The sequence below is a fragment of the Cesiribacter sp. SM1 genome, assembly GCF_020178975.1.
Taxonomy (GTDB): domain Bacteria; phylum Bacteroidota; class Bacteroidia; order Cytophagales; family Cyclobacteriaceae; genus Cesiribacter.
The window spans coordinates 53277-78225 of the sequence record NZ_JAHXBU010000038.1; the positions used below are offsets into that span (position 1 = coordinate 53277).

Sequence of the window (24949 nt, forward strand, 5' to 3'; positions counted from 1 at the left end):
CAACCCCTCTACTGTTTGCGTACATAGCGATCCGGAATACTGAATGGAAACGGTAATGCCGTATCACTAAACTCGGCCTTATTATGCTGAAAAGCAACTACTGTGGCCTTCATTTGTTGATTATCCTGATATTGTGCTGTAATTGTACTTGTAAACGGTAAAATATTATTTGCCACCTCCTGAAAGTCGGCATACTCCAGCATAAGGTTGTTTGGCGATGAGGGCTCCTGCAGCAGTACCTTGGTTAGTTTAAGTGTGTTGTTGCTGAAGTAGTTGATGATATCAATACCCTGTTCCTGCTGCATTACAATGGTTTCGGTCTCGTTGCGCATAACGCCTTTGTTGTTGGTGATGGGTTTGATAGGGTCTCCCAGCAGGGCCGATTGCAGAATGTCGTAATCTACCACCACATTTAATTTCTGGCTAAGCTCTTTAAAGCTGTAGGCATGGTACTCTTTCTGCAATTTGTTTACCAGAAAAAGAGAGTCGCGGGTTACCAGGCCTCGGGCTGCTTCGATGCCAAAACCCGGGGTAATGCTAATCCAGATAAGGCTGTCTTTGGCTATACGTATGTTGGCAGTGGCACCAATGCGGTTGTTGCCGTCATCAAAATTAATCTTACTGCGGGAGCTAAAGTATTTAAAATCGGCCGGACGTATATTCAGGCCTTTTAAATCACTTTCACTAACAGAAGGAATAGTATCGCGCTTGCAACCAACTACTAAAATAAGTGCGCTTAACAGCAGCACGAGCAAATTTTTATTCATAAAGCTTTTGATCCTGTATTTTCTTGTCAATTAATTCTGAAGTGCTGTTCTTGTCTTTGGCTTTTTTCCATTGCTGAACAGCTTCTTCCTTCCGGTTTAGCTGGAAGAGAACATCTCCATAGTGTTCAAGAATTGTGCCATCTGCATCATCTGCATGTTTGAGGGCTTTTTCCAGGATGTTGCGCGCTTTATCGTATTCTTTCAGCTGGTAATAAACCCAGGCGTGGGTATCGAGGTAGTTGGGGTTTTCCGGCTCCAGCTCTACCAGCTTTTTGCTCATCTCCAGCGCCTGCTGCAGTTTATCGTTGCGCAGGGCCAGGTAATAGCTGTAATTATTAAGAATGTATGGATTATTTGGGTTGATGGCCAGCGCAGCTTCGTAGGCAGCATCAGACAAATCGTAACGTTTGAGTCCGTTGTAAGCATCGCCCAGGTGGCTGTTAAAGATGCTGCTTAGCTGTTTGTTTGAGGCTGCTAATTTTTTACCCTGCTCCAGGGCCATAACGGCTTCGTCGTACTGGTTAAGGCTTAGGTTAGCAGCGCCACTGAAGTAGTAGAGCGCCGCCTGGTTAGGGAAAAGCATCAATGCTTCGTCTGCTTCCTTTGCTACGCTGTCGAATCGGCCAAGCTCCATGCCTAAGGTTAGTGCATTCTGCCACACTTCAAAGTTGCTCTCATCAAATTCAAGTGCTTTCAGGTACTGACCACGAGCTTCATTTTTACGGTTAACGGCCAGCAGGTAGTCGCCACTGATGGCATATGCCCGGGAATCTTCTGGATGTGCTTCTTTTATGGCATTGGTGAGCTGTAGGAGGGAGGCCTCCAGTTCGACATTGGGAAGCTGGCTGATGAGCTGGGCTGCTTCCTGTAATTTAGGCTCTATGGCCATGCCGGGGCTGCTGAAGGCTTTCAGTAATTCATCGCCGGCCTTATTGTGCTGCTCCTGCTGCTCATAGGTTTTTGCCATCAGGAACAGTGCCTCCGGATCTTCGGGATTTTTCTTCAGGTAGCTTTCCAGGTATTTTTGTGCTTCGGCCTTACGATCGAGGTTAATCAGTAGCTGGGCCTGGCGAAGGGCATAAATGTTCTGATGCGGAAAGTTGGATACCAGCTTTTCGCCTTCTGCCAGTGCTTCTTCCGGCTTGTTCTGGTTCAGGTACAGGCGTTGTTTGAGTGCTACCACTTCTTCGTCTACACCCAGTGCTTTTTCTGCATTATCGAGTGCAGTAAGGGCTTTGTTTACCTGGTTTTGTTGCAGGTAGAGCTGTGCCAGTTTCAGGTAGTTATGCGGGGGAGCCTTTGTTTTGCTTAGCATAGTCTCCACTGTTGCGGCAGCCTCACTAGCATTTCCTGAGCGCAGCTGGCTTTCTGCCAGGATCATGTAGTACCATTCGTTGCTTTTATCCAGTGCTAAGGCCTGGCGGGCGTGGTCAACTGCCTGGTCGTACTGGTTTTGCTGCAAAAGGATTTCTGCCAGTTTGTAATGGGCGGCAGCATTTTTGGGGTCCAGCCGCAGAGATTGTTCAAAGGCACTCACGGCCTTGGCGTTATCGTCTGTTAAGGCATAGCGAACGCCATCCATAAAATAATCAACAGCAGCACCGGACTTTAATTGTGCTGCCTGCGCAGAAGCTTTTTTATTCTTCTTCTGAGCATATGAAAAAGACATACCTACTGCAAGCAGTAGGTATGTAAGTACAGTTACTTTTAAGATCCGGTGCTTGTTAATGATCATGCCGGTTTATTCTTTTATTACGTTATAGTCACCCACACTTAAGTCGGCTGCCCTTCCTTCATAGATAACGTGATTGCCGATCATCGAGTTCTTTGCCAGCAGGTCTTTCAGCGAAGTGTTTTCCTGAATGATGCTATTTTCGATACGGCTGTTTACTATTTTGGTATTGGTACCTATTGAAACGTACGGGCCGATAACAGAATTGTTCAGCACAACATTTTCTCCGATGTAGCAGGGGGGAATCACTACTGAATTTTCAATCTTTGCCGATTTTGCCACCAGCTCTTTGTCTTTGATAAACTCCAGGTAGCGCTGGTTGGTATAAACAGTAACATCTTTATTGCCGCAGTCGAGCCACTCATCAACCTGGCCCGGAACCAGCTGTGCGCCCTTCTGCTTCATGTTCTCAAGGGCATTGGTAATCTGGTATTCGCCTTTGTCTTTGATGTCATTATCGAGCAGGTGCTGGATTTCCTTGCGCAGCCAGGCGCCATCTTTAAAATAGTAGATGCCAATAATGGCAAGGTCAGAAATAAACTCCTGAGGCTTTTCTACAAAGTCGGTGATGTTGCCATCGGCATTTACTTTTACTACGCCGAACGGCTTCGGGTTTTCTACCTTCTGAACCCATATGATGCCGTCTTTGGTGTTATCCAGCTTAAAATCGGCCTTGAAAAGGGTATCGGCAAAAGCAACAATGCAGTTGCCCTCCAGCAGGTCCTGGGCGCACTGAATGGCATGTGCTGTACCAAGTGCTTTTTCCTGATAATAAACATGGCCTTTTGCTCCTAGTTGTGCTGCTACCTGCTTCAGGTGCTCTTCCACATCTTTACCAAAGCTAGGGTGAATCACAAAGCCGATGTTGTCGATTTTTTGCTGGGCAATACCAGCAATGTCTTCTACCAGACGCTGAGCAATGGGTTTGCCGGCTATTGGAATAAGTGGCTTTGGAATGGTAAGTGAGTGCGGGCGCATACGGGTGCCCCTGCCGGCCATTGGAATAATAATGTTCATAAAAAAATGTAGTATTTAGTATTCGGTTTAGTCTGTATTAAAAGCGGTCCATTGGCAACTGGACTATGAATATACATTATTTAGTATTTTAATCAGCAGCGAAGGGCACAGCACCAGGATTGTTTGAAGGTAAGTACAACTGAAAGGCTAAGCCATTCACCGGTATAAGTTATTACTATTAAATGTACCGGGTAGTTTAAACTTTTGCATCAGGGTGGTGTAAAAGAAGTTTTTGCACGCTTCGATTTTTAAGCACGCCTGCCTTCGGTAAACAGGGCGGTTAATGCGTTCCGGAGCTGCCAAAACCACCAGCACCTCTAAGAGAGTCGGCAAGCACTTGTGCGCTTTCCCACTGCACTACTTCATGGCGGGCTACTATTAATTGCGCAATACGTTCACCATCGTTTATAACGAACTCCTCTGCCGAGAGGTTAACCAATAGTACCTTTAGCTCACCACGATAATCTGCATCTATAGTGCCGGGGCTGTTGAGTACGGTAATGCCATGTTTATAGGCTAAGCCGCTCCGTGGTCTTACCTGCGCTTCATAACCGGCTGGTATTTCCAGAAACAAGCCTGTAGGCAGCAGGGCTCTTTGCAGGGGTTTAAGTGTAACAGGTTCCTGCAAAAAAGCACGCAAATCAAGTCCGGCCGCTGCCTGAGTCTGATATTCCGGTAGCGGATGATGTGATTTGTTGATGACTTTAACTGCCAGCGCGTTGTTCATGGTTGAGTGCATTAGGTTTCAGATCGAAGAACAAAGTTAGGAAAAAGCTTAAAGGTTGGCGCGTAATCCTTTCTTTTCGTAAAGTACAACTCCTGCTATATATAGTATGGTGGTGCCAATTCCCAAAGTTATGATCATCCAGTCTGATTCCGGCATGAAGTAAAGCAGCAGACAAGCCACTACTGTAGTAAAAATGATATAAACGAGTGCCGGACCAAGCTTGTACGGTATTGGATAATGCTTTTGCCCGTAGTAATAACAAATAAAGGCCATGTAGCTGTACACGATAAGTGTTGCAAGCGCGGCGCCAATATAGCCCATTATCGGAATTAGCAGCAGGTTTAAAATAACCGTAAGTGCAGCGCCGGTGCCTGTAAACCAGGTGCCATAGCCGGTTTTGTCCGACAGCTTAAACCAGATGCTTAGGTTTACATAAACGCCGAAGAAGAGGTAAGCCAGCAGCAGGATGGGCACCACCTCAAGCCCCTCCAGGTAAATATCTCTTTTCAGGAAGATGGGAGCAATCCAGGGAAGGTTTACTGTTACAGCAAATAAGATCATGCAGCAGACTATAATAAAGTAGTGCATAACGGTGGCAAACATAGTCGTGGAGTTCTTTTCTTCGGCTTTGCTAAAGAAAAAAGGCTCTGATGCATAACGGAAAGCCTGAATGGCCAGCATCATAAAGATTGAAAGCTTATAGCAGGCACCGAAAATACCTAGTGCAGCTTCATTATCGTAGCCTTCGTAAAATCCTTCAGGCAACAAAGGCTTCAGCATAGCCCGCGACAGCATCTCATTGGTAGCGCCTGCCAGTCCCATCAGTAAAAGGGGGTAAGCATATACCAGCATGGGTTTCCAGTACAGCTTTTCAATACGCAGCCTAACCTGTTTCCACACAGGCAGCAGCAGTACCAGTAGTGCGCTGTTGGCCAGTAGATTTGCTAAAAATACATACTCTACACTCCATCCCTCTACCCACATAAATTCTGTTAGCCCTCTTAAACCCGGCAGCCATGTGCCAGCCATTATCTTAGGCAGAGCCAGTAGAAAGAGCAGGTTCAGCCCTATATTCAGAAAAATGTTGATAAGCTTGGCTGTAACGAACAGAATAGGCCTACCATCCAGCCGAAGTTTGGCAAATGGAATGGCTGTAATAGCATCAATGGCCATTAGGGCTGCCAGCCAGTATACAATATGTTCCTTGCCTTCGTAGTCGAGCCAGTCCATAATAGGGTAGGCCAACACGGCTAGGAGTGCCGACAAAATAAGGCTGCTGCACAGGATGGAGGTAAAAGCAGTATGAAATACTACTTTGCTGTCGGCTTTATTTCTGGTGGCAAACCTGAAATAAGCAGTTTCCATGCCATAGGTGTAGAGTACATTAAAGAATGCAACATAGGCGTAGAGTTCTGTTACTACCCCAAACTCACCTGCTACAAAAACACGCGTATGCAGAATAACGAGCAGGTAGTTGAGCACCCGGCCCAGAATGCTGCTAATACCATAGAGGGCCGTATCGCTGGCCAGTTTTTTTAAGCTACTCATAGACAGGACGTGCCTGTGCGTTTAGTTTCCGGAAAATTTAGCTTTACGTTTTTCCAGAAAAGCGCGGGTGCCTTCTTTAAAATCACCGGTACGGCAGCAGCTGCCAAAAGAATTGGCCTCTACCTGGTAGCCATCCTGTTTTGGGTCGTAGGCTGCATTTACACAATCTACCACCATGCCAATGGCTAGCGGGCCTTTGGCAATGATCTTGTTCATCAGCTCCAGGCATTTCTCCATTAAAGCTTCTCTTGATGGTACCACATGGTTTACCAGTCCAAGCGTCTTCGCCTCTTCGGCGCCCAGCATATCGCCCGTCATGATAAGTTCAAGCGCCTTGCCTTTGCCTACCAGCTGGGTAAGGCGCTGGGTACCGCCATAGCCAGGGATGATGCCCAGGTTTACTTCTGGCTGGCCAAATCTGGCATTTTGTGAAGCAATGCGCATATGGCAGGCCATAGCCAGCTCGCAACCTCCGCCGAGGGCAAAGCCATTTACAGCTGCTATTACCGGCTTGTGGCAGTTTTCAATCAGGGCAAACACCTCCTGTCCCTGTTCGGAAAATTTACGGCCGTTCACTTCGTTGAGCTCGGCCAGTTCGGCAATATCGGCTCCGGCTATAAAAGCTTTATCACCGGCGCCGGTAATCACTACGCCCCTGATGGTACTATCGTCGTACACACGCTGAATTGCAGTGCGTATTTCTTCAATGGTAGTGCTGTTTAAAGCATTCATTTTATCCGGACGATTGATTGTCAGGAAAAGGATGCCGGTACTATTTATATCCAGAAGCAGATTTTCAAATTCATTCATACCTAATAGTAATAAGGTTAGGTTCAAAGATAGAAGCAAAGGCCAGAACCTACAAGGATGAAGCGGTATTGCCTGGCCGGAAGGTTAGCTGATTTTATGTAAGATCTACAATATATATATCACATGTAATGGGCTGCTGCAACTGTGTATAATTTCCACAGAAATTAGAAAAAACATGAACGTATCATATATATGATCATAAAATACGTCAAACGAATATTTAAATAATTAAATAAAATGTAATGTAAGTTTTTGAACTAACAAAACGATTTTATAATTTTGATCTTGAAACAAGCGATAATTATTACTACTCTTCTCCATAAATCTAATTCCCAGATGAAAAAAATTTTACTTCTTCTCATCCTGATTGCCACGGCTGGGCATGGATTTGCTCAGCAAGTTTATAGTCAGCACAGAGTGTTTCTTACCACGGGCGATGCCACCCTGGGAAACGATGTGTGGCACCTGTCAAAAAGCTGGGTAGTATCTAAAGAAAAGTATACAGGTGATCCTGCGGAAATCAATGCTGCTATGTATGATGATCCTGTAAAGGTGCAGGTGGCGACTAATTTTCCAGGGGAGTTGAAGAAGCGAAGTGATGAAACAACCGGCAATGAAGGTACGGGGGCTGGCGAGCGTGTAATTGTTGTGGTTCGCAGCAATCATACCCTTTATCTGAGAGACCATGTAGTGCTGAGTGGAAGTATTATACTGGAGCCGGGAGCTAAGCTAATTTTTAATAAGGTACATGGGGATAAAGGTAGATTAGAAATGATCGATAGAGGTGCCACTATTTTCATGCGTGGTCTACCTGCTTCTGATATTTTCTCTAATTCACAATTTGATAGTGGAAATGCATCTGACTTCCTGATGATAGGTGAGCAAAGCCTTAACCTGGAGAAGATTAATGGACTTTGGATAAATGCCATTCCTTCACCAATGGCTTATTCCAAAGGTGGTGTTATAGAAGTTCCGGTAGACGCTCCTTTTTTGAAGTGTTTAACAAATGGGGCTTGGTCGAAAGACGAGGTATGGACGGAAGAGAAGCTGATTGCTATACTTAAGTGTGCGAATCCATACCTTCCGCTACCTGTAGAGCTTTTAAAGCTCGATATAAGGACTCATGGTAATGAGGTACATTTAGATTGGGCAGTAGCCATTGAGAAGAACTTCAGCCACTATGAAATAGAATGGTCAACAGATGCAGAGAATTTCTATTATGCTGGTAGTGTTGCTGGCAAAGGCACTGAAAAAGGAACACAGCATTATAATTTTCAGCACCAGCCTGGCCAGACTGGCGCACTTTACTATCGCCTGCTGGCGGTTGATATAGACGGAGCGGTAGAAGACAAAGGCCTGAGGGTTGTACGCCTTGGAGGAGCGATATTTAATGTATATGCAAAGCAAGGGCGCCTCTATATTGATTACAATGGTCCTGTAAATAGCAAAGTAGTTATTACGGATACGATGGGGCGCAAGGTTTCGAGTGCTGCTCTGGCTGCTGAAGGATTGGAAACAGAAGCTCTTAGACCTGGAATCTATCTGGTGCAGATTAGTAATGAGCTCGAAAAAAAGACACAGCGTGTAATGATACAATAAGATTTGTTACAAAACATGACAAAAGCCCGGCTAATGACCGGGCTTTTTTGTTGTAATCTTACATCAGCTTTTTATAAAAGTATATCTTTAAGTAAATCCTTGCTATTGGCTAATTTCTAGCCGAATAGTAAGCTACAGATATAAACTTTATTGACGTTCTTTGATAGGTGATCAAAGGTATTCACTTCTCTTTCTTACTCTTAAGAAGTTTTCTTTTTTTGTTCATGCTGTACTAAAATAGTGGTACTGGTAGTGTGTTTTCCTGCCATACAGTACTATAGTCTGTGGCAGAAGTGTCATATATCTACACCGTTAAATCCACTATTCAGTGTTTAATCTTGCTTAGGTAATGGTAAACCCTTAGTAGGAATATCATTCTGTTGGGAAGGATTTAGCTTTGTTCCATCTTACTTGCTTAATCTAGGAAAACAGATATGAGAAAACATTACTTAAATTTATTTCTGCTACTTTTTTTGTTCTCGCTGCCAGTATTCGCTCAAAAGGAATCCAAGGATAATTATTTTGGTGACTGGTCAACAGCAACATCATGGAAGTTAGGACCTGCTCCTGGAATGAATTTCACTGAAAATGTTACCATTACTTCCACAGCTTATATTACTGCTAAAGGAGATCTTTCTGTCTCTGGAAATAATACTTTGATTGTCCAAGGTATACTAGTTGTTGAAGGATCGCTTACCTTAGGGGGAAGTGCCAAAATTTCAATAGCTTCTAATGCCATTTTGATTGTACTTGGAGATTTTACAGCCTCTGGTAGTGTTGATATAGGTAACGCCGGAATAATAGCTGTGCAAAAAGCTTTTACTGCGAATGATGCAGCAATCAGGATTGCACCTGGTGATGAAACATATTTATATACGAATCCAATACTGAATGATAATACAAAAGTGAATGGTAGTAAATGCGACGAAGCATGTCAGAGCTCAACCTTCAAAGATGAAGAGGATTTAAAGAATGCTCACCTTGATATCTGGCAATTTATCAATAGAAATGGTGTATCTCCTCTCCCAGTAGAACTACTCTACTTCCGCTCAACTACAACAAATCAGGGGATCCAGCTAGAATGGGCCTCTGCCAAAGAATGGAACTTTAGCCATTACACTATAGAGAGATCAACTGATGGTAAGGAGTTTACGCCAATTCATAAAGAATATGTAAGTGGAGACAGCCATAGTAACAAGGCCTACTTATACTTAGATATGCAGCCCCATTTTGGAGCTAACTTTTACAGATTGAAAGCTACTGATGTTGATGGAACAACAGAAAATAAAGGAATGGCACTGGTTTATTCAGGCATGAAAGGAAATCTGCAGCTATACCCGAATCCTTCAAATGGAGGGATGCTCACCATCAAAAATCCCGGAGCCATTGAAGGTACCTGGTTGAGCATAACATCTACAACAGGAAATGAACTAATGCGCATACAAATGCCAAAACAAGAACTTAGGTTACCTGCATCGGTATTAACATCAGGTGTGTACCTTGTAAAAGTCTGGAACCAGTTGGAGGTAAAGCAAGCAAGATTAATTGTTCAGTAACTGCTCCTTTGTTATAAAGTCTCGGTTAAGCCGGGGTTTTTAGGTGTTATCTTACATCAAAATTAAGTTCAGATTTGAAGGACAAAAAAAGAATATCTTCTGGTGTCGAATTGGATAAAAATAAATTCTTCTAGCTGATTTATAGGTGACTATGATATAGTCGTTTTTGACTTCTCCCTGCTTCCTTTTTCTAAAAAACAGTAAAGCCCTTTTCTAGAACACTAATTCTTCTGGACCCATAAAACAGACTTATCGTTAACTTCTGCTATTTTCTTCTTGAACATGCATGGGTAATGCTTTGGTTCATCTGCAAATTTCCTTCTGCAAAGAAGGATTTAGCTTTGTTTTATAGTCCTTACCATTTACAATTAGTATTCCATGAAAAAAAATTATATTGCATTCTTAGTTATTTTGACATGTACTTTTACTACTATTCATGCTTTAGCATCTGTAATGACATCTAAAGCATCGGGCAACTGGGGTAATGCTGGTTCATGGAATAGTGTTACTTTAGCTGAGACCACTTATACTAGGCCTAATTCAGCCATTGATACAATTATTATTGAAGCAGGCCATAGAATAGTAATAAGTAGTTCATGGACTTTTAATGGAATATTAATTGTGAAAGGCACTTTATATTTTCAACAAAACACCAGCAGTGAAGGTAGACTAACAATGGATGGTGATTCAAAAATTTTTATAAGAGATGGTGGCTTGATTACTTCAGATGGTAATGGGGGTGGTAATAATGCAGGTACTAATAATTGGATTAGTATTGGAGGAACTTCTATAAATGGATGGCAAATTAGAGACAATTTAGGAAGTCCAGATTATATTGATGCAAGTACTATTAGATATGGGGGTGGTTGTCAATATTCACCTCTTGGATGTAGTCCAACAATGCTTCCCATAGAACTCCTGTACTTCCGTTCTACTGCAACTAATCAAGGTATCCAGCTAGAATGGGCCTCTGCCAAAGAATGGAACTTTAGTCACTATACAGTAGAAAGATCTTCAGATGGTAAAGAATTTACACCTATTCATACTGAATATGTAAATGGAGACAGCCACAGCTCCAAAACATATTCTTTCCTGGACATGCAGCCTAGCTTTGGGGCTAACTACTACCGCCTGAAGGCTACGGATATTGATGATAGCTTTGAATACAAAGGAATGGCGCTGGCTTATTCTGGTATGAAAGGAGATTTGCAGGTGTATCCTAATCCGGCAAAAGGAGGATTGGTTACTATCAATAATCCTGGAGCTATCGAAGGAACCTGGCTAAGCATAATAGCTACAACAGGGAATGAACTGATGCGCATACAAATGTCTGAACAGGAGCTAAGGCTGCCAACTTCGGCGCTGCCTGCAGGCGTATACGTTGTAAGGGTCTGGAACCATCTGGAGGTAAAGCAAGCAAGATTAGTCATTCAGTAACCAGTCTTTTACAGCAAAGCCCCGGCAATTGCCGGGGCTTTTTTGTTTTCCTGCTACAGATTGAATACGATGGATCTGGTGCTGAGTCAGATTAAAGCATAAGAATGACACCACCTGACTTGATTCTAAGCAAAGTGTCCCTCTTCTTTCAGAACTTTTAAGTTTACAATGATATCCGCCGTCATGCGGTCGAGGGAGTAGGAGGATTGCCAGCCCCAGTCTTTTTTAGCCTGGCTGTCGTCGATGCTGTCGGGCCAGGAGTCTGCAATTTTCTGGCGGAAGTCGGGCTGGTACTGTATTCTGAACTCCGGAATGTATTTGCGTATGGCTGCAGCTATTTCTTCCGGTGCAAAGCTTAGGGCTCCTACATTGTAGCTGGTACGTACACTGATGCTGTTAGCAGGGGCATCCATTAGCTGAAGGGTTGCCTGTATGGCATCGGGCATGTACATCATGGGCAGATAGGTGCCCTTCTGCAGGAAACAACTGTAGGTATCGCCTTCAAGTGCTTTGTGGTAAATGTCTACGGCATAATCAGTGGTGCCGCCACCAGGCAGGGATTTATAGCCAATCAGGCCGGGGTAACGCAGGCTGCGCACATCTACACCCCAGTTCCGCCAGTAATACTCACACCACTGCTCTCCGGCAAGCTTGCTGATGCCATAAATGGTGGTGGGGTTGCAGATAGTTAGCTGAGGTACCTGCTGTTTGGGTGTGTCGGGACCAAAGATAGCGATGCTGCTGGGCCAGAAAATTTTGCTGATCTTTAGCTCCCGGCCTGCCTCCAGTACATTCAGCAGGCTCTCCATGTTGAGCTTCCAGGCAAAGTGAGGGTTCTTTTCGCCGCTGGCAGAAAGCACTGCTGCCAAATGATAAACCTGGGAAATGCCTTCCTTTTCTATAATCCTGTAGAGGGCGGCTTTATCCAGCGCATCAAGAATTTCAAAGCGATTGTCTGTTTCCTGCTGCTGGGGTAAGCGAATGTCGGAGGCAATTACATTAGCTGTTCCCCATTTTTTGCGTAAGGCATCCGTTAGTTCACTGCCCAGCTGGCCGTTAGCACCTATCACCAATACTTTCTCCATCTTATTTACATATCATTTGCTCAAAATTATTGAAAACGTTTGAACCGGCCGAAACACAGGCTTTATTAATTTACGAAATCCACCCCAAGTCGTTGGCTTTGGCTGGCAAATGGTGGCTGCTTGTGTATATTTGTAAGGTATGGAACAAATAAACTGGCAGGAATATCTGGCACAGAAAAAAATAGATGCCCGTGCATACCAAAAGGGTTCGCCCCAGCAGTATGCAGATTTTGAGCGGCAGTTTATGCAGATGCATCCGGATAGTTTTACTGCTCACAAACTTTTTTTGATAAACGATATCCGCAGAAGCTATCCACTTTTACCTATTTCTGAAAACAAGAAATCTTAAAATTCAAACTATGTACGATACCCTCAAACCGGTGCTGCAGCAGGAGCTGGAAAAGATAAAACAGGCTGGCCTGTATAAAAGCGAACGCATCATCACCACGCCACAGGGCGCCGATATCAAAACTACTGCAGGCACCGAAGTAATTAACTTCTGCGCCAACAACTACCTGGGCCTGTCGTCGCACCCGGTGGTGCTGGAGGCTGCCAAGCGCACCATCGATACCCATGGCTATGGAATGTCGTCGGTACGCTTTATCTGCGGCACCCAGGATATACACAAAGAACTGGAGCAGCGTATTGCTAACTTTTTAGGTACCGAAGATACTATCTTGTATGCAGCTGCTTTTGATGCAAACGGCGGGGTGTTCGAGCCCCTCTTTGGTCCGGACGATGCCATCATCTCTGATGAGCTGAACCATGCCTCCATCATCGATGGGGTGCGCCTGTGCAAGGCAAAGCGCTTCCGTTATAAGCACAACAACATGGCCGACCTGGAAAAACAGCTGCAGGAAGCAGATGCCGCAGGAGCCGTTCAGAAAATTATTGTGACTGATGGCGTTTTTTCTATGGATGGCACCATTGCGCAACTCGATAAAATTGTAGCCCTGGCCGAAAAATACAAGGCACTGGTGATGTCGGACGAAAGCCACAGCACAGGCTTTATGGGCAATACCGGCCGTGGTGTGCATGAGCACTGTAATGTGATCGGTAAAATTGATATCATCACAGGTACGCTGGGCAAGGCCCTGGGAGGCGCTCTTGGAGGCTTTACCACCGGCCGCAAGGAAATTATTGAAATGCTGCGGCAGCGCTCCAGGCCGTACCTGTTTTCCAACTCCCTGGCACCTGCCATTGTAGGCGCTTCTATTGCTGTGTTTGATTTGCTAAGCAGCACCACAGAGCTGCGTGATAAGCTAATGAACAGCACGCAGTACTTCAGGCAGAAAATGACCGAAGCTGGTTTCGATATCAAGCCTGGTGAGCATCCCATTGTACCCATCATGCTATATGAAGCCCCGCTGGCCCAGCAGTTTGCAGAACGCCTGCTGGCAAAAGGCATCTATGTAATAGGATTCTACTACCCGGTGGTACCGCAGGGGCAGGCACGTATACGCGTGCAGATTTCTGCAGTACATGAGCAGGAGCACCTGGATAAAGCCATTGAGGCCTTTACCGAAGTAGGCAGAGAACTGGGAGTGCTGAAATAAGCATAATATTAGTGCATGCTCCAGGAAATAAAAAAACTGCAATGGCTGGTACTGTTACCAGTCATTGCTTTTCTGTGTAATAGCTGCGATCCATGCCGCTCCGAAGAACTGCCTCTCCTGCAGGTTGTAATGCAGTTCCAGCAGGAGAGGAGCTATGTATTGAGAAGCGATTTGCTTGAAGGCAGGCGCATCTGGAGTAATGAAATACTTCAACTACCTTTTGCGCTGAACTCCGATACCACAGTATATGAATTCCTGGATATGAGGGGTAAGATTTGGCGCCTCGCCCTGACCTACGATAGAATATCTGATTTTGAAGATACAGGCTGCGGGTTTTTCATGGAGCTTAGAAATGTGAGGGTACTGCCGGAATCCACTTTTTCTGATGTTCAAATTCAGGACAACAGTTCCTCATGGACCGTTATAGTTACAGAATAGCTATTTTATTTTTCATGTTGTTGATGGGGTTGGTAAGCCTGAAGGCCAGCGGACAGGATACAACATCGGTTAACAGAAAGCGGCTGTGGATTGGATTGGAAATACCCAGCACATTCGCGCATCCTGCTAGAGGTGGCTATTCTTTGCAGCCCATGGTGGTACTTAACTTAAGCAGGTATGCTACGGTATGGGGAGCAGGCGGACTGATGAAGATTACCCGGGACACTCTTTTTAAAAACTTGTATGATTACTCCAGCCAGGGTTGGTATGTTAAGGGTGGCGCCGAACTTAACCTGAACTTCAAGAAGGAAGCAAATTCGGGCTTTCGCTTAGGCGGTGGGCTGAGTCTGGCAAACTTCACGGAAAAAGGGATGCTCCAATACAGCTACACTTCAGAACTTTTTGAGGGGCAAAGGCCTGGTAACCGGTATACCGAAGAACTTGAAAACCAGACGTGGGCAGCTGCTTTTGAGTTCAGGCAGGGGCTTTTTGCTGATTTAGGCAAAGTAGCATTTCAGCTGCATTTGCAGCAAAGTATCCTGCTGCATGAGCCAGCCAACCCACGGCATCCTGCGCATGCAGTTCCCGGAATGGGGGGGTATATGCCACGGCCATTCTTTAGCGGGATCCGAAATAGTATCAAGGCACGTAAAATTATTCCGGGTGCTTATTTTTACCTGTTTTACCGCCTGCTTTAAGGTTGTGTAGAAGTTGAGGTGCTTGTGCTGGTAGTAGAAGCTGCCTCACCGGTGGTAGAATTAACGCCTTTCTTTTTCTTTTTAACCGGCGTGTCATCATCATCTTCCTGCTCGTACAGATAGGTATTTATTTTAGACCTAAGCTCCTGCGGGGAGAGGTTATGGTGAATGATGCCATTGCGTACCGTAGAGATCTTTCCTGTTTCTTCAGAAACAACCAGTACCAGCGTATCCGTAGCTTCAGACATACCAATAGCTGCCCGGTGGCGAAGGCCAAACTGTGCGGGCAGGTTTTCCCTTTCGGTTACCGGTAATATACAGCGGGCTGCTTCCACACGTTTGTTGTAAATGATTACAGCGCCATCGTGCAGCGGGCTGTACTTATTAAAGATGCTAAGCAGCAGCCTTTTGCTGATCACAGCATCAATCCGGTCGCCGGATTCGGCATAAAATTTAAGTTCAGAGCTTTTGCTGATTACAATAAGAGCGCCCGTATTCGTGGCGCCTAATGATTTGGCAGCTTCAATAATAGGCGTGATGTTGAGGTCGGCAACACGGTTGTTCTTGCGCCAGGGCAGGCCTTTGAAAATATTCTCACGGTTAAAAATAGTGGTGCGGCCAATCATGAAGAGGAACTTCCTGATTTCCTGCTGGAACAGAATGATGGCTGCCAGAAAACCAACACCCATAAACTGCCCCAGAATGTTGGAGAGCAGCTCCATTTCCAGGGCATTTACTACCAGGTAAAGAAGATACAGCGAGAGGAAACCCAGAAAAATCTTTACGGCCACACTGCCGCGCATAAGCTTGTACACCTGGTACAACAGGAAGCTTACCAGGGCAATGTCGAGTATGTCGACAAAGTCCACCTCCAGAAAACCTATATTAAAACCTAGTATCAAGCGTTTGCTTTAGTTAATCTCCACAATTTAACTGTTTCCACCGTCTGCTTTACATCATGTACACGTAAAATGGAAGCACCTCTGTCAAGTGCAATTGTATTCAACACAGTAGTGCCGTTGCCGGCTTCTTCGGGCGAAATACCCAGACTTTTCCAGATCAGTGATTTGCGGCTAATCCCCACCAACAGTGGTACGTCCAGCGCCTTCAGGAGCCGCATTCGATTGAGCAATATATAATTTTGCTGAATGTTTTTGGCAAAGCCAAACCCGGGATCAGCTACAATATCTTTTACCCCTAATTGTCTTAATTTGTTGAGCGTTACAGCAAAATAATCGATAATTTCTTTTGCTAAATCATCATACTGGTTAAGGCCTGTCATGGTTTGAGGTGTGCCACGCATATGCATCAGCACGTAAGGCACCTGGAGGCTGGCCACCATTTCAAACATCTGCGCATCAAGCGTACCGCCCCCTACATCATTAATCATGCAGGCACCTGCCTCTACACCTGCTTTGGCTACGGAAGCACGAAAAGTATCTACCGAGATGAGCGCATCCGGAAATTCCCTGATCAGCAAGGATGCAGCCCAGCTTACACGCTTTCGCTCTTCTTCTTCTGAAACTTCTGCAGCACCAGGTCTTGTGGAGTAACCACCAATATCGAGCAGATCGGCACCATCGGCCAGCATTCGGGAGGCCTGCTCAAGCAGCGCCTTTTCATCCATAACACGGCTGCCGGCATAGAAAGAATCTGGTGTGATGTTGAGAATACCCATTACGCGCGGATGTAAGAGAGAGAGCAGTTTTCCGCGGAAATTGAGTGTGTAATCTGTTGAAAATGGTGTATCTTTCGCTTCCAAAAGAGGGCCTCCGGCCGTAATTTAATCCTGTTTGCCTTGATCGAAAAGACTGTCAGCGAATATAAGCAAGTTATCGGGGATTGTAAATCAATCTTCAGAAAGAAAACCATAGATTATGGTACCGCCTGGCGTATTCTGCGCCTGCCGTCCATCACAGACCAGATCTACATCAAAGCCCAGCGCATCCGTTCCATTCAGGAAAAAGGCACGCAAAAGGTAGAAGATGCCGTGGAAGGAGAGTTTGTGGGTATCATCAATTATTGCATTATAGCACTCATTCAGATAGACCTTGCCCGGGAAGAACGGCTGGAGCTTTCTTATGAGGAGCTGGAGCCCCTGTATGATAAATGGGTAGACCAAACGCTGCAGTTACTCACCAACAAGAATCACGATTACGGGGAGGCCTGGCGTAACATGCGCGTTAGCTCCATTACCGATATTATTCTGATGAAATTGCTGCGGGTAAAGCAGATTGAAGACAACCAGGGTAAAACGCTTATCTCTGAAGGCGTACAGGCCAATTACCAGGATATGTTAAACTACTCTGTGTTTGCGTTAATTCTATCAAAAGAATCCGAACATGACATTGCTTAGGCTCATAGCCCGCTGGTTTGTGGGCGTTTTATTTATTATTTCCGGCTTGATCAAGATTAATGATCCGGTAGGTACTCAAATTAAGCTGGAAGAGTATTTTGAAGTTTTTGCCTCAACCTTTAGCCCGGCCTTTCATGCACTGGTGCCCACGGCACTGGTACTTTCTGTTGTACTTAGTGTACTGGAGGTAGTGCTGGGGGTGGCTCTGCTGCTAAAGTTCAGGCCTAAAATTACCACTGCTGTGCTGCTGGTAACCATTGTGTTCTTTACAGCACTCACCTTATTTTCTGCCGTTACCGGTAAAGTAACCGACTGCGGCTGCTTTGGCGATGCGCTGGTGCTAACCCCCTGGCAAAGCTTTATGAAAGACCTGGTGCTGCTGGTGCTTATACTTATTCTGTTCGTAGCCTACAGGAAGGATCCGCAGCCCCACCCATCTCCTGGTGCCGGTTTGTGGGTGCTTACTTCCGGTCTTATCAGTATTGCTATAGCCTTTGTTGCTATTGAGCACCTGCCATTCATCGATTTCAGGGCTTACAAAGAGGGTGTACACATACCCACAGCCATGCAGCCAACAGAGCCCTACCGCTATACTTATATTATGGCAAAGGGAGGCAGAGATTATGAACTATCTGAGTACCCCGATGCTTCAGAAGGTTATGAGTATAAGGATATCAGGCTGCTAAACCCCGAGGCAGCGCCTAAAATAACTGATTTCAGCATATGGAATAATGAAGGTGACCTCACAGAGCAGGTGCTGCAGGGTAAAAAGCTGCTCATTATTGTGCATAAGGTAGAAAAAGCAGATACAGATAACCTGGCTGCAATCAGACGCCTGGCCCAGAGCCTGGGCGGACGTGCCGATGCCCTGGTTGTGACTTCCTCTGACGAGGCTTCTTATGAAGCTTTCCGGCACGAGCATCAGATTGCAATACCCTATGCTTTTGCAGATGCAACGCTCCTGAAAACCATTATGCGTTCAAACCCAGGCCTGGTGCTGCTTCAGGATGGAACAGTGGTAGAAAAATGGCACCACAATGATACGCCCGAAGCAACGGAAGTATTGAAACTACTGAACCGCTAGTCTATGCTTAGCTTTGTAGGCCGGCGCTTGGGCTATGGTTTTCTTGTGTTGCTGGGCGTAGTGCTGGTAGTCTTCTTTCTCTTTCATGCCCTGCCCGGAGACCCTGTTTCTATGATGGCCGGACAGCGCACTGATGTTGCTACACGTGAAGCCATTCAAAAGGAGCTTGGGCTGGATAAGCCCCTGGCTGAGCAGCTGAAGTTGTACATGAAAGACCTCTCGCCCCTGGCTATTCACGAAAAGGGAGAAGAAGCCCAAAAAAAGTATAGCTACATTCCGCTTACATCAGTAGGAGAGGAAGAAGTGCTGGCGCTAAAAACGCCTTACTTGCGCAGGTCTTTTCAGAGCAATAAAGAGGTTTCTGAAATATTGCTGGAGAATGTTGAGAGCACACTTTGGCTGGCACTGGCTGCTATGGCCTTTGCTACGGTGCTGGGTATAGTCTTTGGTGTGGTTGCTGCCCTTAAGCAGAATACCTTTGCCGATCATTTTATCATCACCACATCGGTGCTGGGTATATCGGTGCCCTCTTTTGTATCGGCCATTGTAATAGCAATGGTGTTTGGTTATTATCTAAGCGATTATACCGGGCTGAATCTTACGGGTCAGCTGTGGGTGAACCATCCTTTTTACGGACGCACCCTTCACATAGAAAATCTTATTTTGCCTGCTTTTACACTGGGACTTCGGCCACTGGCTATTATTACACAGTTAACACGGAGCTCAATGCTGGAGGTGCTCTCGCAGGATTACATTCGCACCGCCCGGGCAAAAGGCCTGCGGTACTACAGGGTGATTGGTAAGCACGCACTAAAAAATGCCCTTAACCCGGTGCTAACGGCTGTATCGGGCTGGCTGGCATCTCTTATGGCGGGTGCGTTTTTTGTTGAGTTAATCTTTGACTGGAAGGGCCTTGGCTTTGTTACACTTAAAGCGGTGCAAAGCCTGGATTTTCCCGTTGTGATGGGCTCCACGCTCTTTATTGCTGCCATATTTGTAGTGGTAAACATATTTGTAGATGTTTTATATGCGGCTTTAGACCCGCGTGTTCGCCTGAATTCATGAGCAATAAGCCCCTAATTGTATTGCTTGGCATGCCTGGCAGCGGTAAAACAACGCTGGGAAATGTATTGGCGCAAAAGCTGAATCTCTCCTTCAATGATCTGGATGTGCTGCTGGAGGAGCAGGAAGGCGCCACCATATCCCAGTTATTTGAAAGCAGGGGAGAGGCCTATTTCCGGCAGCAGGAGTCGGGGCTGCTGAAAGATGTGCTAAGCAGTACCAATGCCATGGTACTGGCTACAGGTGGCGGCACTCCCTGTTTCTTTGATAATATGCAGTACATTAAACGGCTGGCGCAAAGTATATACCTCGAGGTGCCGTGGCCCCTGCTGGCCCAACGCCTTTCAGGGCAGCCCGGACAGCGGCCCTTGCTTACGGGGGTAAGTCTTGACTCGATGAGCCGGTCTCTTGAGGAAAAATTTGGCTGGAGAATCTTCTATTACCAGCAGGCCGATATAAAACTAAGTGTTAAAGAAGCCCAAACTGCAGAGGAGCTGGCCCTTCAGCTACTCCCCCTTCTGAATAAATAAAAGAGCTACCCTGGGTTGGGCAGCTCTTTTGTGTATACAGTAATTCTGAATTTCCTTAGAAGTTATATCCGAGGGTTAACATGGCTGAAGTAAGCCTGTTTTCAATATTAACAACAGGGGCCGCATCTTCCAGCTCGTATGGCTGGTAGGAAGAGTCGCGGCGCTGCTGACTTAAAGCAAGATCGGCAAAGAAACGCTGTACCCTTACCCCGGCACCAACAGAAAATGTATTGGTGCTGGCATCCGTCATCAGGTTAAAATTATATGGATTTGCCATATGCGCAAAGCCTGCTCTTAGGCGAAGAATGTTGTACCGTAGCTCGGCACCAAGCCTGTAGTTGATCACTGACTGGTAATCCTGCCTGATTGCATCGTTATCCGGGCCCATTACGCCGTAGTCGTCTGTGAGCCGTGCGTTGCTGTAATTAACATACTCTATGTCGGCAGTGAGGAATCCCCATTTTTCAACAAAGAAAGCAGCTCCCGCGGTTAGTCTGCCCGGCGTTTTAAGCCTGTAATCCCAGGTGTTTAACATTTGCCCCTGCTCACTGCTCTGGGTATCCCTGAAATAGGTGGTTAGGTTTAGCTGTTCATCTTCTGATATTTCATAGTGCGTGGGCGTCTGGTACGAAAGACCAATAGAAATAGCAGAGATTGGGCGCGCTATAATACCTAGTGTAGCATTGATGCCGCTGCCGGTGGTAAGGCGATCGGTTTCAAATACAAAGCGGTTGTTTGGTGCTTCGTCGGGGAAATCCTGGTAAAGCTGTTCCGGTACCACCTCCTGGTAGCGGGAAACAAAACGGTACTCCAGCGAGGTAATGCCAATGCCACCACCAACATAGATCTTATCGGCAATATTGGCGCCGTATGCTAAATTAACCTGGCCTTGCGAGCCAGAGGTTTCAATCGCCTCACGCTGCATAATAGGATAGTCGGCATCGGGAAGTGGCTGCTCGGTGTCGTAATAATGATACAGGCTGCCATCTTCATTTTCGCCCTCATAGATGTCAATCAGGTAGGCATCGTAGGCAAGGCGGGTAAGCCCAACCGGATTTTCCAGAACATCTAAAGACTGAATGGTGCCAAGATCGAAAATATCTACAAAAGTATTTGTAGGGTTATTACCCTCAAAGGTTATGCGGTCGTGGAAGTTGTTTGTTTGCTGATAGGTAATGGCAAATGTATTACTCACCACGCCATTCCTGTCTTCTCCTTTTTTATTCCAGTTAAAAGCAGCGCCAATGCTGCCTATGCCCAGCCTGCTGCGGTAGTCGTAGGTGCTGGGGGTATTGGATTGCTGTGTACCACCCGGAGGCAGGTAATAGGCATCGTTTACGCTGTTGTTAAATATTGGGCTAATGCTTAACTCCGAACGGTTGTAAAAACCCAGGCCTGCGGGGTTGCTGTAGGCAGAGCTTATATCGCCCCCCAAGGCTACCTGTGCGCCGCCAATGCCTACAATACGGGCGGTGCCACCAGGGCTGTAACGGCTAAACCGCAGGGCATCATTGGAGTATCTGTAAGACTGTGCCTGGCCTTCAGTTGAAACAAAGAAGCAGCCGGCACTAAAAAATATAAGTGCTAAAATCTTTTTCATCATCAATCAGGTTAAAAAGGGTTACTTAATTCCCTCTACGGCTACGAGAAGGAGCGTTATCGCTGCTGCGCGATGGGCTTGAACTGCCCGAAGTAGAGCGGCTGCTGCCTCCGTTGCTCATGGCTGGTGCCGGACGGCTTGATGGCGCAGGGCTGCTGTAGCTTCTTGAAGGGCTTGAGCTGCGCTCCGGAGCAGAGTAGCTGCGGTTGTAGTCGGTGTTACGCTGTGTGCGGGCCGGAGTGCTGTAATTACGGTCTTGTATTGCCGAACGGGTAGCTCTTTCAGGAGCAGGTGAGCTGTACTGGCGGTCTTCTACACGGCGCTCAGGTCTTTGGGGCCTGGTGTAGCTGTTACGCTCCACTACTGCTTCATTTCTGCGCTCGGCAGGGGCTGCCTGCTCGCGGTTTTGAAGCGGGCTGGCTGCTACTTCCGGTCTTGAAACATCTGAAGAAGGGCGTTGTGCACGCCCCTCATTCAGATTGTTATCTTCCATGATGCTCATTGGTTCGCCACCACGGCCACCTCTGCTACGTGAAGGAGCTGCGCCGCCGCCATTTCCGCGTGTAGGGGAAGATGGACGGGTCTGAGGCGTTGGTCTTGTCTGTGGAGTAGAAGGCCTTACCTGTGGTCTGCTACGCTCTGCAGGCTGGCGCTGTGGCCTTGCCTCGTTAGTGCGGCTTGGTTCGGTACGTGGTGTACGCTGCGGGCGGGTAGTAGGCGTAGTTGTACGCTGGTTCCTTCCATCTGCTGGTACAGCACGTCCTCTGCCGCCTTCTGTGGCAGGTCTTACAGAGCGCTGGCTGCCATTAATAATGCCGCGGCTGCGGTCAGCATCGCTTTCAATACGCTGACGACGCTCTTCACGAAGTCCCTGGTTGTTAGCGGCACGTGAGCCTACGCCCATATCGGCAACTGCCATAGAGCGGCTTGCGCGCGGGCCATAGGTTACATTACGTCTGGCATTGTTGTCGCTGTTCACTACAACAACAGTGCTTGGGTAGTAGGCGCCCCAGTAGTTGCGGCGTCCGTAATAACCATCATAAAAGCCGTTGCGGTAGCCATGTGCATAAGGGTTTTGGTAGCCCCAGCCATTCCAGGCCCAGGCAGGACGATAAGCGTTGTAGTAGTAAGCGCTGCTTCCGCACCATGGATCCCAGAAAGGATCGCAAAAGGAGCCCCATGAGTTCCAGCCCATGCCGAAGCTTATAGAGAAGCCGCTACCCCAGCCCGGGCGGCCCCAGTAAGAGTTTCTGGCCCAAGGGCTTGCTGCATACCCGTAGGGGTCGTACATCCAGGGGTCATAAACAGGCCTGTTATTATAGTAATAGTTGTTGTAAACGTTTGTACCTGAGCCGGCAGTAGCTGCTTGCTCTTCGGTATAATATTCTTCTTCGTAATACTGTTCTTCAGATTCGGTACCATAGGTAGCTGCTGCATCAGGATTTAGCTCCCGGGCAGCTTGTGTATCGTACTCATCGTAAGCATTTTTGCTGCGCTCGGCAGCGGCAGCTTCTCTTTGTTGTTGCTGTTCTAACTGTGCCTGCCTGCGGGCCTCCAGCCGGGCTTGTTCTGCTGCAATTTCCTTTTCGCGGTCCTGAGCAGTAAAATACATGTCGTCATACTCCTGTTGGGCATACTGATTGTTGGAACAACCACTTATCAGCGTTACAGACAGCAGTAGGGATAGGGTATATGTGAGAGCTTTCATAGGTTTGCCGTTAAAATTGTCCTTAATTTACTAAACGTGCTTCATATAAAAATAGATATTTGCCCCGGCAACTAACTATATTTGCTAGTCTTAGAACTAAATTTAATACAACAATAATCATACCAATACAAGTTCATGAGCAAGGCTATTCCAAAAAGAAGCGAAGATTATTCCCTTTGGTACAATGAATTGGTAAAACGGGCCGATCTAGCAGAGAACTCCGGAGTGCGGGGCTGTATGGTAATCAAGCCCTACGGTTTTGGTATTTGGGAGGCCATGCGCGATCAGCTCGATCGGATGTTCAAGCAAACAGGCCACGTAAACGCATACTTTCCGCTCTTCATTCCAAAGTCATACTTAAGCCGCGAAGCAAGTCACGTAGAGGGTTTCGCCAAGGAGTGTGCTGTTGTAACACACTACCGTTTAAAGAACGCAGAAGATGGCAGTGGGGTTATTGTTGACCCAGAAGCAAAACTGGAAGAAGAGCTTATTGTTCGGCCAACTTCTGAAACTGTTATCTGGAGCACCTACAAAAACTGGATACAGTCGTACCGCGATCTGCCCCTGCTCATTAACCAGTGGGCTAACGTGGTGCGCTGGGAAATGCGTACAAGGCTCTTTTTGCGTACAGCCGAATTTTTATGGCAGGAGGGGCACACCGCTCATGCTACAGCACAGGAGGCCATAGCAGAAACCCGTCAGATGCTGGATATTTATGCGCGTTTTGCTGAAGAATGGATGGCTATGCCGGTAATCAGGGGGGTGAAAACCGAAAGCGAGCGCTTTGCCGGTGCAGAAGATACCTATTGCATAGAAGCACTGATGCAGGATGGTAAAGCCCTGCAAGCAGGTACAAGCCATTTCCTGGGCCAGAATTTTGCCAAAGCATTTGATGTAAAGTTTGCAACCAAGGAAGGGGGGCTGGAACTGGTATGGGGAACCTCATGGGGTGTTAGCACCCGCCTGATGGGAGCGCTCATCATGGCACATTCCGACGACCAGGGGCTGGTGCTGCCACCAAAGCTGGCTTCTACCCAGGTGGTAATTGTGCCTATCTATAAGGGAGAAGAGCAGCTGCAGCTTATTGGCGAAAAAGTAGCAGAAATAAAAAGCGCGCTGCTGGCTAAAGGCATCAGCATGCGTTACGATGATCGTGATACTGAACGCCCGGGCTTTAAATTTGCCGAATGGGAATTAAAAGGGGTGCCTGTGCGCCTGGCGATTGGTCCTAAAGACATGGAAAAAGGTACGGTAGAGGTTGCCCGCCGCGATACCGGTGAGAAAACAGTGGTTGCGCTAGATGAAAACCTCCCGGATTATATTGAGCAGCTATTGGCTGACATTCAGCAGAGCATATACCAGAAAGCACTTAAGTTCCGCCAGGAGAATACCCATGTGGTAAACAGCTGGGATGAGTTTAAGCAGGTGCTTGATGATAAAGGCGGCTTTCTGCTTGCCCACTGGGATGGCACTGCCGAAACAGAAGAAAAGATTAAGGAAGAGACCAAAGCGACTATTCGCTGCATTCCGCTGGCAGGCCAGCTCGATGCTGTTGAAGAAGAAGGTGTATGCGTTTATACCGGTAAACCATCGCGGCAGCGCGTGGTATTTGCCCGGGCATATTAATTTTTCATAATCC

23 protein-coding genes are annotated in these 24949 nt (G+C 46.6%); 12 read left to right on the forward strand and 11 right to left on the reverse strand.

What is annotated here, in order from left to right; all coding sequences use genetic code 11:
- Nucleotides 1–8 precede the first annotated feature (8 nt).
- The 6 genes from KWJ01_RS04235 to KWJ01_RS04260 form a co-directional block, all read right to left on the reverse strand.
- Entirely contained in the window at nucleotides 9–767 is a 759-nt protein-coding gene (locus KWJ01_RS04235) for a DUF4292 domain-containing protein (RefSeq protein ID WP_224995179.1), read from the reverse strand.
- The gene (locus KWJ01_RS04240) at nucleotides 760–2502 is read right to left on the reverse strand and encodes a tetratricopeptide repeat protein (RefSeq protein ID WP_224995180.1); all 1743 of its coding nucleotides are present in this window, start codon (nucleotides 2500–2502) and stop codon (nucleotides 760–762) included. The genes KWJ01_RS04235 and KWJ01_RS04240 overlap by 8 nt, the downstream gene beginning before the upstream one ends.
- Before the next feature lie 6 nt (nucleotides 2503–2508).
- Nucleotides 2509–3516: a sugar phosphate nucleotidyltransferase gene (locus KWJ01_RS04245; RefSeq protein WP_224995181.1), complete on the reverse strand. Its 1008-nt coding sequence runs from the start codon at nucleotides 3514–3516 to the stop codon at nucleotides 2509–2511.
- A 280-nt stretch (nucleotides 3517–3796) separates the two neighbouring features.
- Nucleotides 3797–4243, reverse strand: a complete 447-nt coding sequence (gene dut, locus KWJ01_RS04250; RefSeq protein WP_224995182.1) for a dUTP diphosphatase — start codon at nucleotides 4241–4243, stop codon at nucleotides 3797–3799.
- A 48-nt stretch (nucleotides 4244–4291) separates the two neighbouring features.
- Nucleotides 4292–5791, reverse strand: a complete 1500-nt coding sequence (locus tag KWJ01_RS04255; protein ID WP_224995183.1) for a polysaccharide biosynthesis C-terminal domain-containing protein — start codon at nucleotides 5789–5791, stop codon at nucleotides 4292–4294.
- A gap of 21 nt (nucleotides 5792–5812) precedes the next feature.
- Nucleotides 5813–6601 (reverse strand): enoyl-CoA hydratase/isomerase family protein, encoded by a 789-nt coding sequence (locus KWJ01_RS04260; protein ID WP_224995184.1) that lies wholly within the window; start codon nucleotides 6599–6601, stop codon nucleotides 5813–5815.
- Between the two features lie 285 nt (nucleotides 6602–6886).
- Here KWJ01_RS04260 and KWJ01_RS04265 point away from each other — a divergent pair, with 285 nt between their 5' ends.
- The 3 genes from KWJ01_RS04265 to KWJ01_RS04275 all read left to right on the forward strand — a co-directional run bounded on the left by KWJ01_RS04265 (nucleotide 6887) and on the right by KWJ01_RS04275 (nucleotide 11193).
- Nucleotides 6887–8200: a T9SS type A sorting domain-containing protein gene (locus KWJ01_RS04265; protein ID WP_224995185.1), complete on the forward strand. Its 1314-nt coding sequence runs from the start codon at nucleotides 6887–6889 to the stop codon at nucleotides 8198–8200.
- A gap of 434 nt (nucleotides 8201–8634) precedes the next feature.
- On the forward strand, nucleotides 8635–9756 hold the full coding sequence (locus tag KWJ01_RS04270) for a T9SS type A sorting domain-containing protein (RefSeq protein ID WP_224995186.1): 1122 nt from the start codon (nucleotides 8635–8637) through the stop codon (nucleotides 9754–9756).
- A gap of 378 nt (nucleotides 9757–10134) precedes the next feature.
- Nucleotides 10135–11193: a T9SS type A sorting domain-containing protein gene (locus KWJ01_RS04275; protein WP_224995187.1), complete on the forward strand. Its 1059-nt coding sequence runs from the start codon at nucleotides 10135–10137 to the stop codon at nucleotides 11191–11193.
- Between the two features lie 125 nt (nucleotides 11194–11318).
- Here the strand turns inward: KWJ01_RS04275 and KWJ01_RS04280 are convergent, their stop codons facing one another.
- On the reverse strand, nucleotides 11319–12278 hold the full coding sequence (locus tag KWJ01_RS04280) for an NAD-dependent epimerase/dehydratase family protein (protein WP_224995188.1): 960 nt from the start codon (nucleotides 12276–12278) through the stop codon (nucleotides 11319–11321).
- A 139-nt stretch (nucleotides 12279–12417) separates the two neighbouring features.
- Here KWJ01_RS04280 and KWJ01_RS04285 point away from each other — a divergent pair, with 139 nt between their 5' ends.
- From KWJ01_RS04285 to KWJ01_RS04300, 4 genes are read left to right on the forward strand one after another with little or no spacing between them, the layout of a single operon-like run.
- Complete coding sequence (locus tag KWJ01_RS04285; RefSeq protein WP_224995189.1) at nucleotides 12418–12627, forward strand: hypothetical protein; 210 nt, start codon at nucleotides 12418–12420, stop codon at nucleotides 12625–12627.
- Between the two features lie 10 nt (nucleotides 12628–12637).
- Nucleotides 12638–13834: a glycine C-acetyltransferase gene (kbl, locus tag KWJ01_RS04290; protein WP_224995190.1), complete on the forward strand. Its 1197-nt coding sequence runs from the start codon at nucleotides 12638–12640 to the stop codon at nucleotides 13832–13834.
- 15 nt (nucleotides 13835–13849) lie between these two features.
- Nucleotides 13850–14272, forward strand: a complete 423-nt coding sequence (locus tag KWJ01_RS04295) for a hypothetical protein (RefSeq protein WP_224995191.1) — start codon at nucleotides 13850–13852, stop codon at nucleotides 14270–14272.
- Nucleotides 14273–14286: 14 nt separating this feature from the next.
- Entirely contained in the window at nucleotides 14287–14970 is a 684-nt protein-coding gene (locus tag KWJ01_RS04300; RefSeq protein ID WP_224995192.1) for a hypothetical protein, read from the forward strand.
- Here the strand turns inward: KWJ01_RS04300 and cdaA are convergent.
- Nucleotides 14967–15872: a diadenylate cyclase CdaA gene (cdaA, locus tag KWJ01_RS04305; RefSeq protein WP_224995193.1), complete on the reverse strand. Its 906-nt coding sequence runs from the start codon at nucleotides 15870–15872 to the stop codon at nucleotides 14967–14969. The genes KWJ01_RS04300 and cdaA overlap by 4 nt on opposite strands.
- Nucleotides 15869–16732 (reverse strand): dihydropteroate synthase, encoded by an 864-nt coding sequence (folP, locus tag KWJ01_RS04310; RefSeq protein ID WP_224995194.1) that lies wholly within the window; start codon nucleotides 16730–16732, stop codon nucleotides 15869–15871. The genes cdaA and folP overlap by 4 nt, the downstream gene beginning before the upstream one ends.
- 36 nt (nucleotides 16733–16768) lie before the next feature.
- Between folP and KWJ01_RS04315 the strand changes: the two genes are divergently transcribed.
- The 4 genes from KWJ01_RS04315 to KWJ01_RS04330 are packed head-to-tail and all read left to right on the forward strand — an operon-like array spanning nucleotide 16769 to nucleotide 20002.
- On the forward strand, nucleotides 16769–17326 hold the full coding sequence (locus tag KWJ01_RS04315; protein ID WP_224995195.1) for a DUF1599 domain-containing protein: 558 nt from the start codon (nucleotides 16769–16771) through the stop codon (nucleotides 17324–17326).
- Nucleotides 17313–18410 carry a BT_3928 family protein gene (locus KWJ01_RS04320; protein ID WP_224995196.1) on the forward strand — a complete coding sequence of 366 codons (1098 nt, stop codon included), beginning with the start codon at nucleotides 17313–17315 and terminating at the stop codon, nucleotides 18408–18410. The genes KWJ01_RS04315 and KWJ01_RS04320 overlap by 14 nt, the downstream gene beginning before the upstream one ends.
- A gap of 3 nt (nucleotides 18411–18413) precedes the next feature.
- Nucleotides 18414–19475, forward strand: coding sequence for an ABC transporter permease (locus KWJ01_RS04325; protein WP_224995197.1), 1062 nt, complete (start codon nucleotides 18414–18416; stop codon nucleotides 19473–19475).
- A complete protein-coding gene (locus tag KWJ01_RS04330; RefSeq protein ID WP_224995198.1) occupies nucleotides 19472–20002 on the forward strand; it encodes a shikimate kinase in 531 nt (176 codons plus the stop codon). The genes KWJ01_RS04325 and KWJ01_RS04330 overlap by 4 nt, the downstream gene beginning before the upstream one ends.
- Nucleotides 20003–20057: 55 nt before the next feature.
- On the opposite strand, the gene KWJ01_RS04335 is transcribed toward KWJ01_RS04330, so the two are convergent.
- Together KWJ01_RS04335 and KWJ01_RS04340 are read right to left on the reverse strand one after the other, a co-directional pair.
- On the reverse strand, nucleotides 20058–21602 hold the full coding sequence (locus tag KWJ01_RS04335) for an OmpP1/FadL family transporter (protein WP_224995199.1): 1545 nt from the start codon (nucleotides 21600–21602) through the stop codon (nucleotides 20058–20060).
- Nucleotides 21603–21627: 25 nt separating this feature from the next.
- Nucleotides 21628–23310 carry a hypothetical protein gene (locus KWJ01_RS04340; RefSeq protein ID WP_224995200.1) on the reverse strand — a complete coding sequence of 561 codons (1683 nt, stop codon included), beginning with the start codon at nucleotides 23308–23310 and terminating at the stop codon, nucleotides 21628–21630.
- A gap of 135 nt (nucleotides 23311–23445) precedes the next feature.
- On the opposite strand from KWJ01_RS04340, the gene proS reads away from it, so the two are divergent.
- Nucleotides 23446–24936, forward strand: a complete 1491-nt coding sequence (gene proS, locus KWJ01_RS04345; protein WP_224995201.1) for a proline--tRNA ligase — start codon at nucleotides 23446–23448, stop codon at nucleotides 24934–24936.
- The last annotated feature ends 13 nt before the right edge of the window (nucleotides 24937–24949 follow it).

Coding starts and splice junctions, on each gene's coding strand:
- KWJ01_RS04335 (WP_224995199.1), bottom strand. CDS start 21,602: ATGAAAAAGATTTTAGCACTTATATTTTTTAGTGCCGGCTGCTTCTTT.
- proS (WP_224995201.1), top strand. CDS start 23,446: ATGAGCAAGGCTATTCCAAAAAGAAGCGAAGATTATTCCCTTTGGTAC.
- KWJ01_RS04320 (WP_224995196.1), top strand. CDS start 17,313: ATGACATTGCTTAGGCTCATAGCCCGCTGGTTTGTGGGCGTTTTATTT.
- kbl (WP_224995190.1), top strand. CDS start 12,638: ATGTACGATACCCTCAAACCGGTGCTGCAGCAGGAGCTGGAAAAGATA.
- KWJ01_RS04245 (WP_224995181.1), bottom strand. CDS start 3,516: ATGAACATTATTATTCCAATGGCCGGCAGGGGCACCCGTATGCGCCCG.
- KWJ01_RS04285 (WP_224995189.1), top strand. CDS start 12,418: ATGGAACAAATAAACTGGCAGGAATATCTGGCACAGAAAAAAATAGAT.
- KWJ01_RS04275 (WP_224995187.1), top strand. CDS start 10,135: ATGAAAAAAAATTATATTGCATTCTTAGTTATTTTGACATGTACTTTT.
- KWJ01_RS04270 (WP_224995186.1), top strand. CDS start 8,635: ATGAGAAAACATTACTTAAATTTATTTCTGCTACTTTTTTTGTTCTCG.
- KWJ01_RS04260 (WP_224995184.1), bottom strand. CDS start 6,601: ATGAATGAATTTGAAAATCTGCTTCTGGATATAAATAGTACCGGCATC.
- KWJ01_RS04330 (WP_224995198.1), top strand. CDS start 19,472: ATGAGCAATAAGCCCCTAATTGTATTGCTTGGCATGCCTGGCAGCGGT.
- dut (WP_224995182.1), bottom strand. CDS start 4,243: ATGAACAACGCGCTGGCAGTTAAAGTCATCAACAAATCACATCATCCG.
- KWJ01_RS04235 (WP_224995179.1), bottom strand. CDS start 767: ATGAATAAAAATTTGCTCGTGCTGCTGTTAAGCGCACTTATTTTAGTA.
- KWJ01_RS04255 (WP_224995183.1), bottom strand. CDS start 5,791: ATGAGTAGCTTAAAAAAACTGGCCAGCGATACGGCCCTCTATGGTATT.
- KWJ01_RS04240 (WP_224995180.1), bottom strand. CDS start 2,502: ATGATCATTAACAAGCACCGGATCTTAAAAGTAACTGTACTTACATAC.
- KWJ01_RS04300 (WP_224995192.1), top strand. CDS start 14,287: ATGTTGTTGATGGGGTTGGTAAGCCTGAAGGCCAGCGGACAGGATACA.
- KWJ01_RS04325 (WP_224995197.1), top strand. CDS start 18,414: ATGCTTAGCTTTGTAGGCCGGCGCTTGGGCTATGGTTTTCTTGTGTTG.
- KWJ01_RS04280 (WP_224995188.1), bottom strand. CDS start 12,278: ATGGAGAAAGTATTGGTGATAGGTGCTAACGGCCAGCTGGGCAGTGAA.
- KWJ01_RS04340 (WP_224995200.1), bottom strand. CDS start 23,310: ATGAAAGCTCTCACATATACCCTATCCCTACTGCTGTCTGTAACGCTG.
- KWJ01_RS04295 (WP_224995191.1), top strand. CDS start 13,850: ATGCTCCAGGAAATAAAAAAACTGCAATGGCTGGTACTGTTACCAGTC.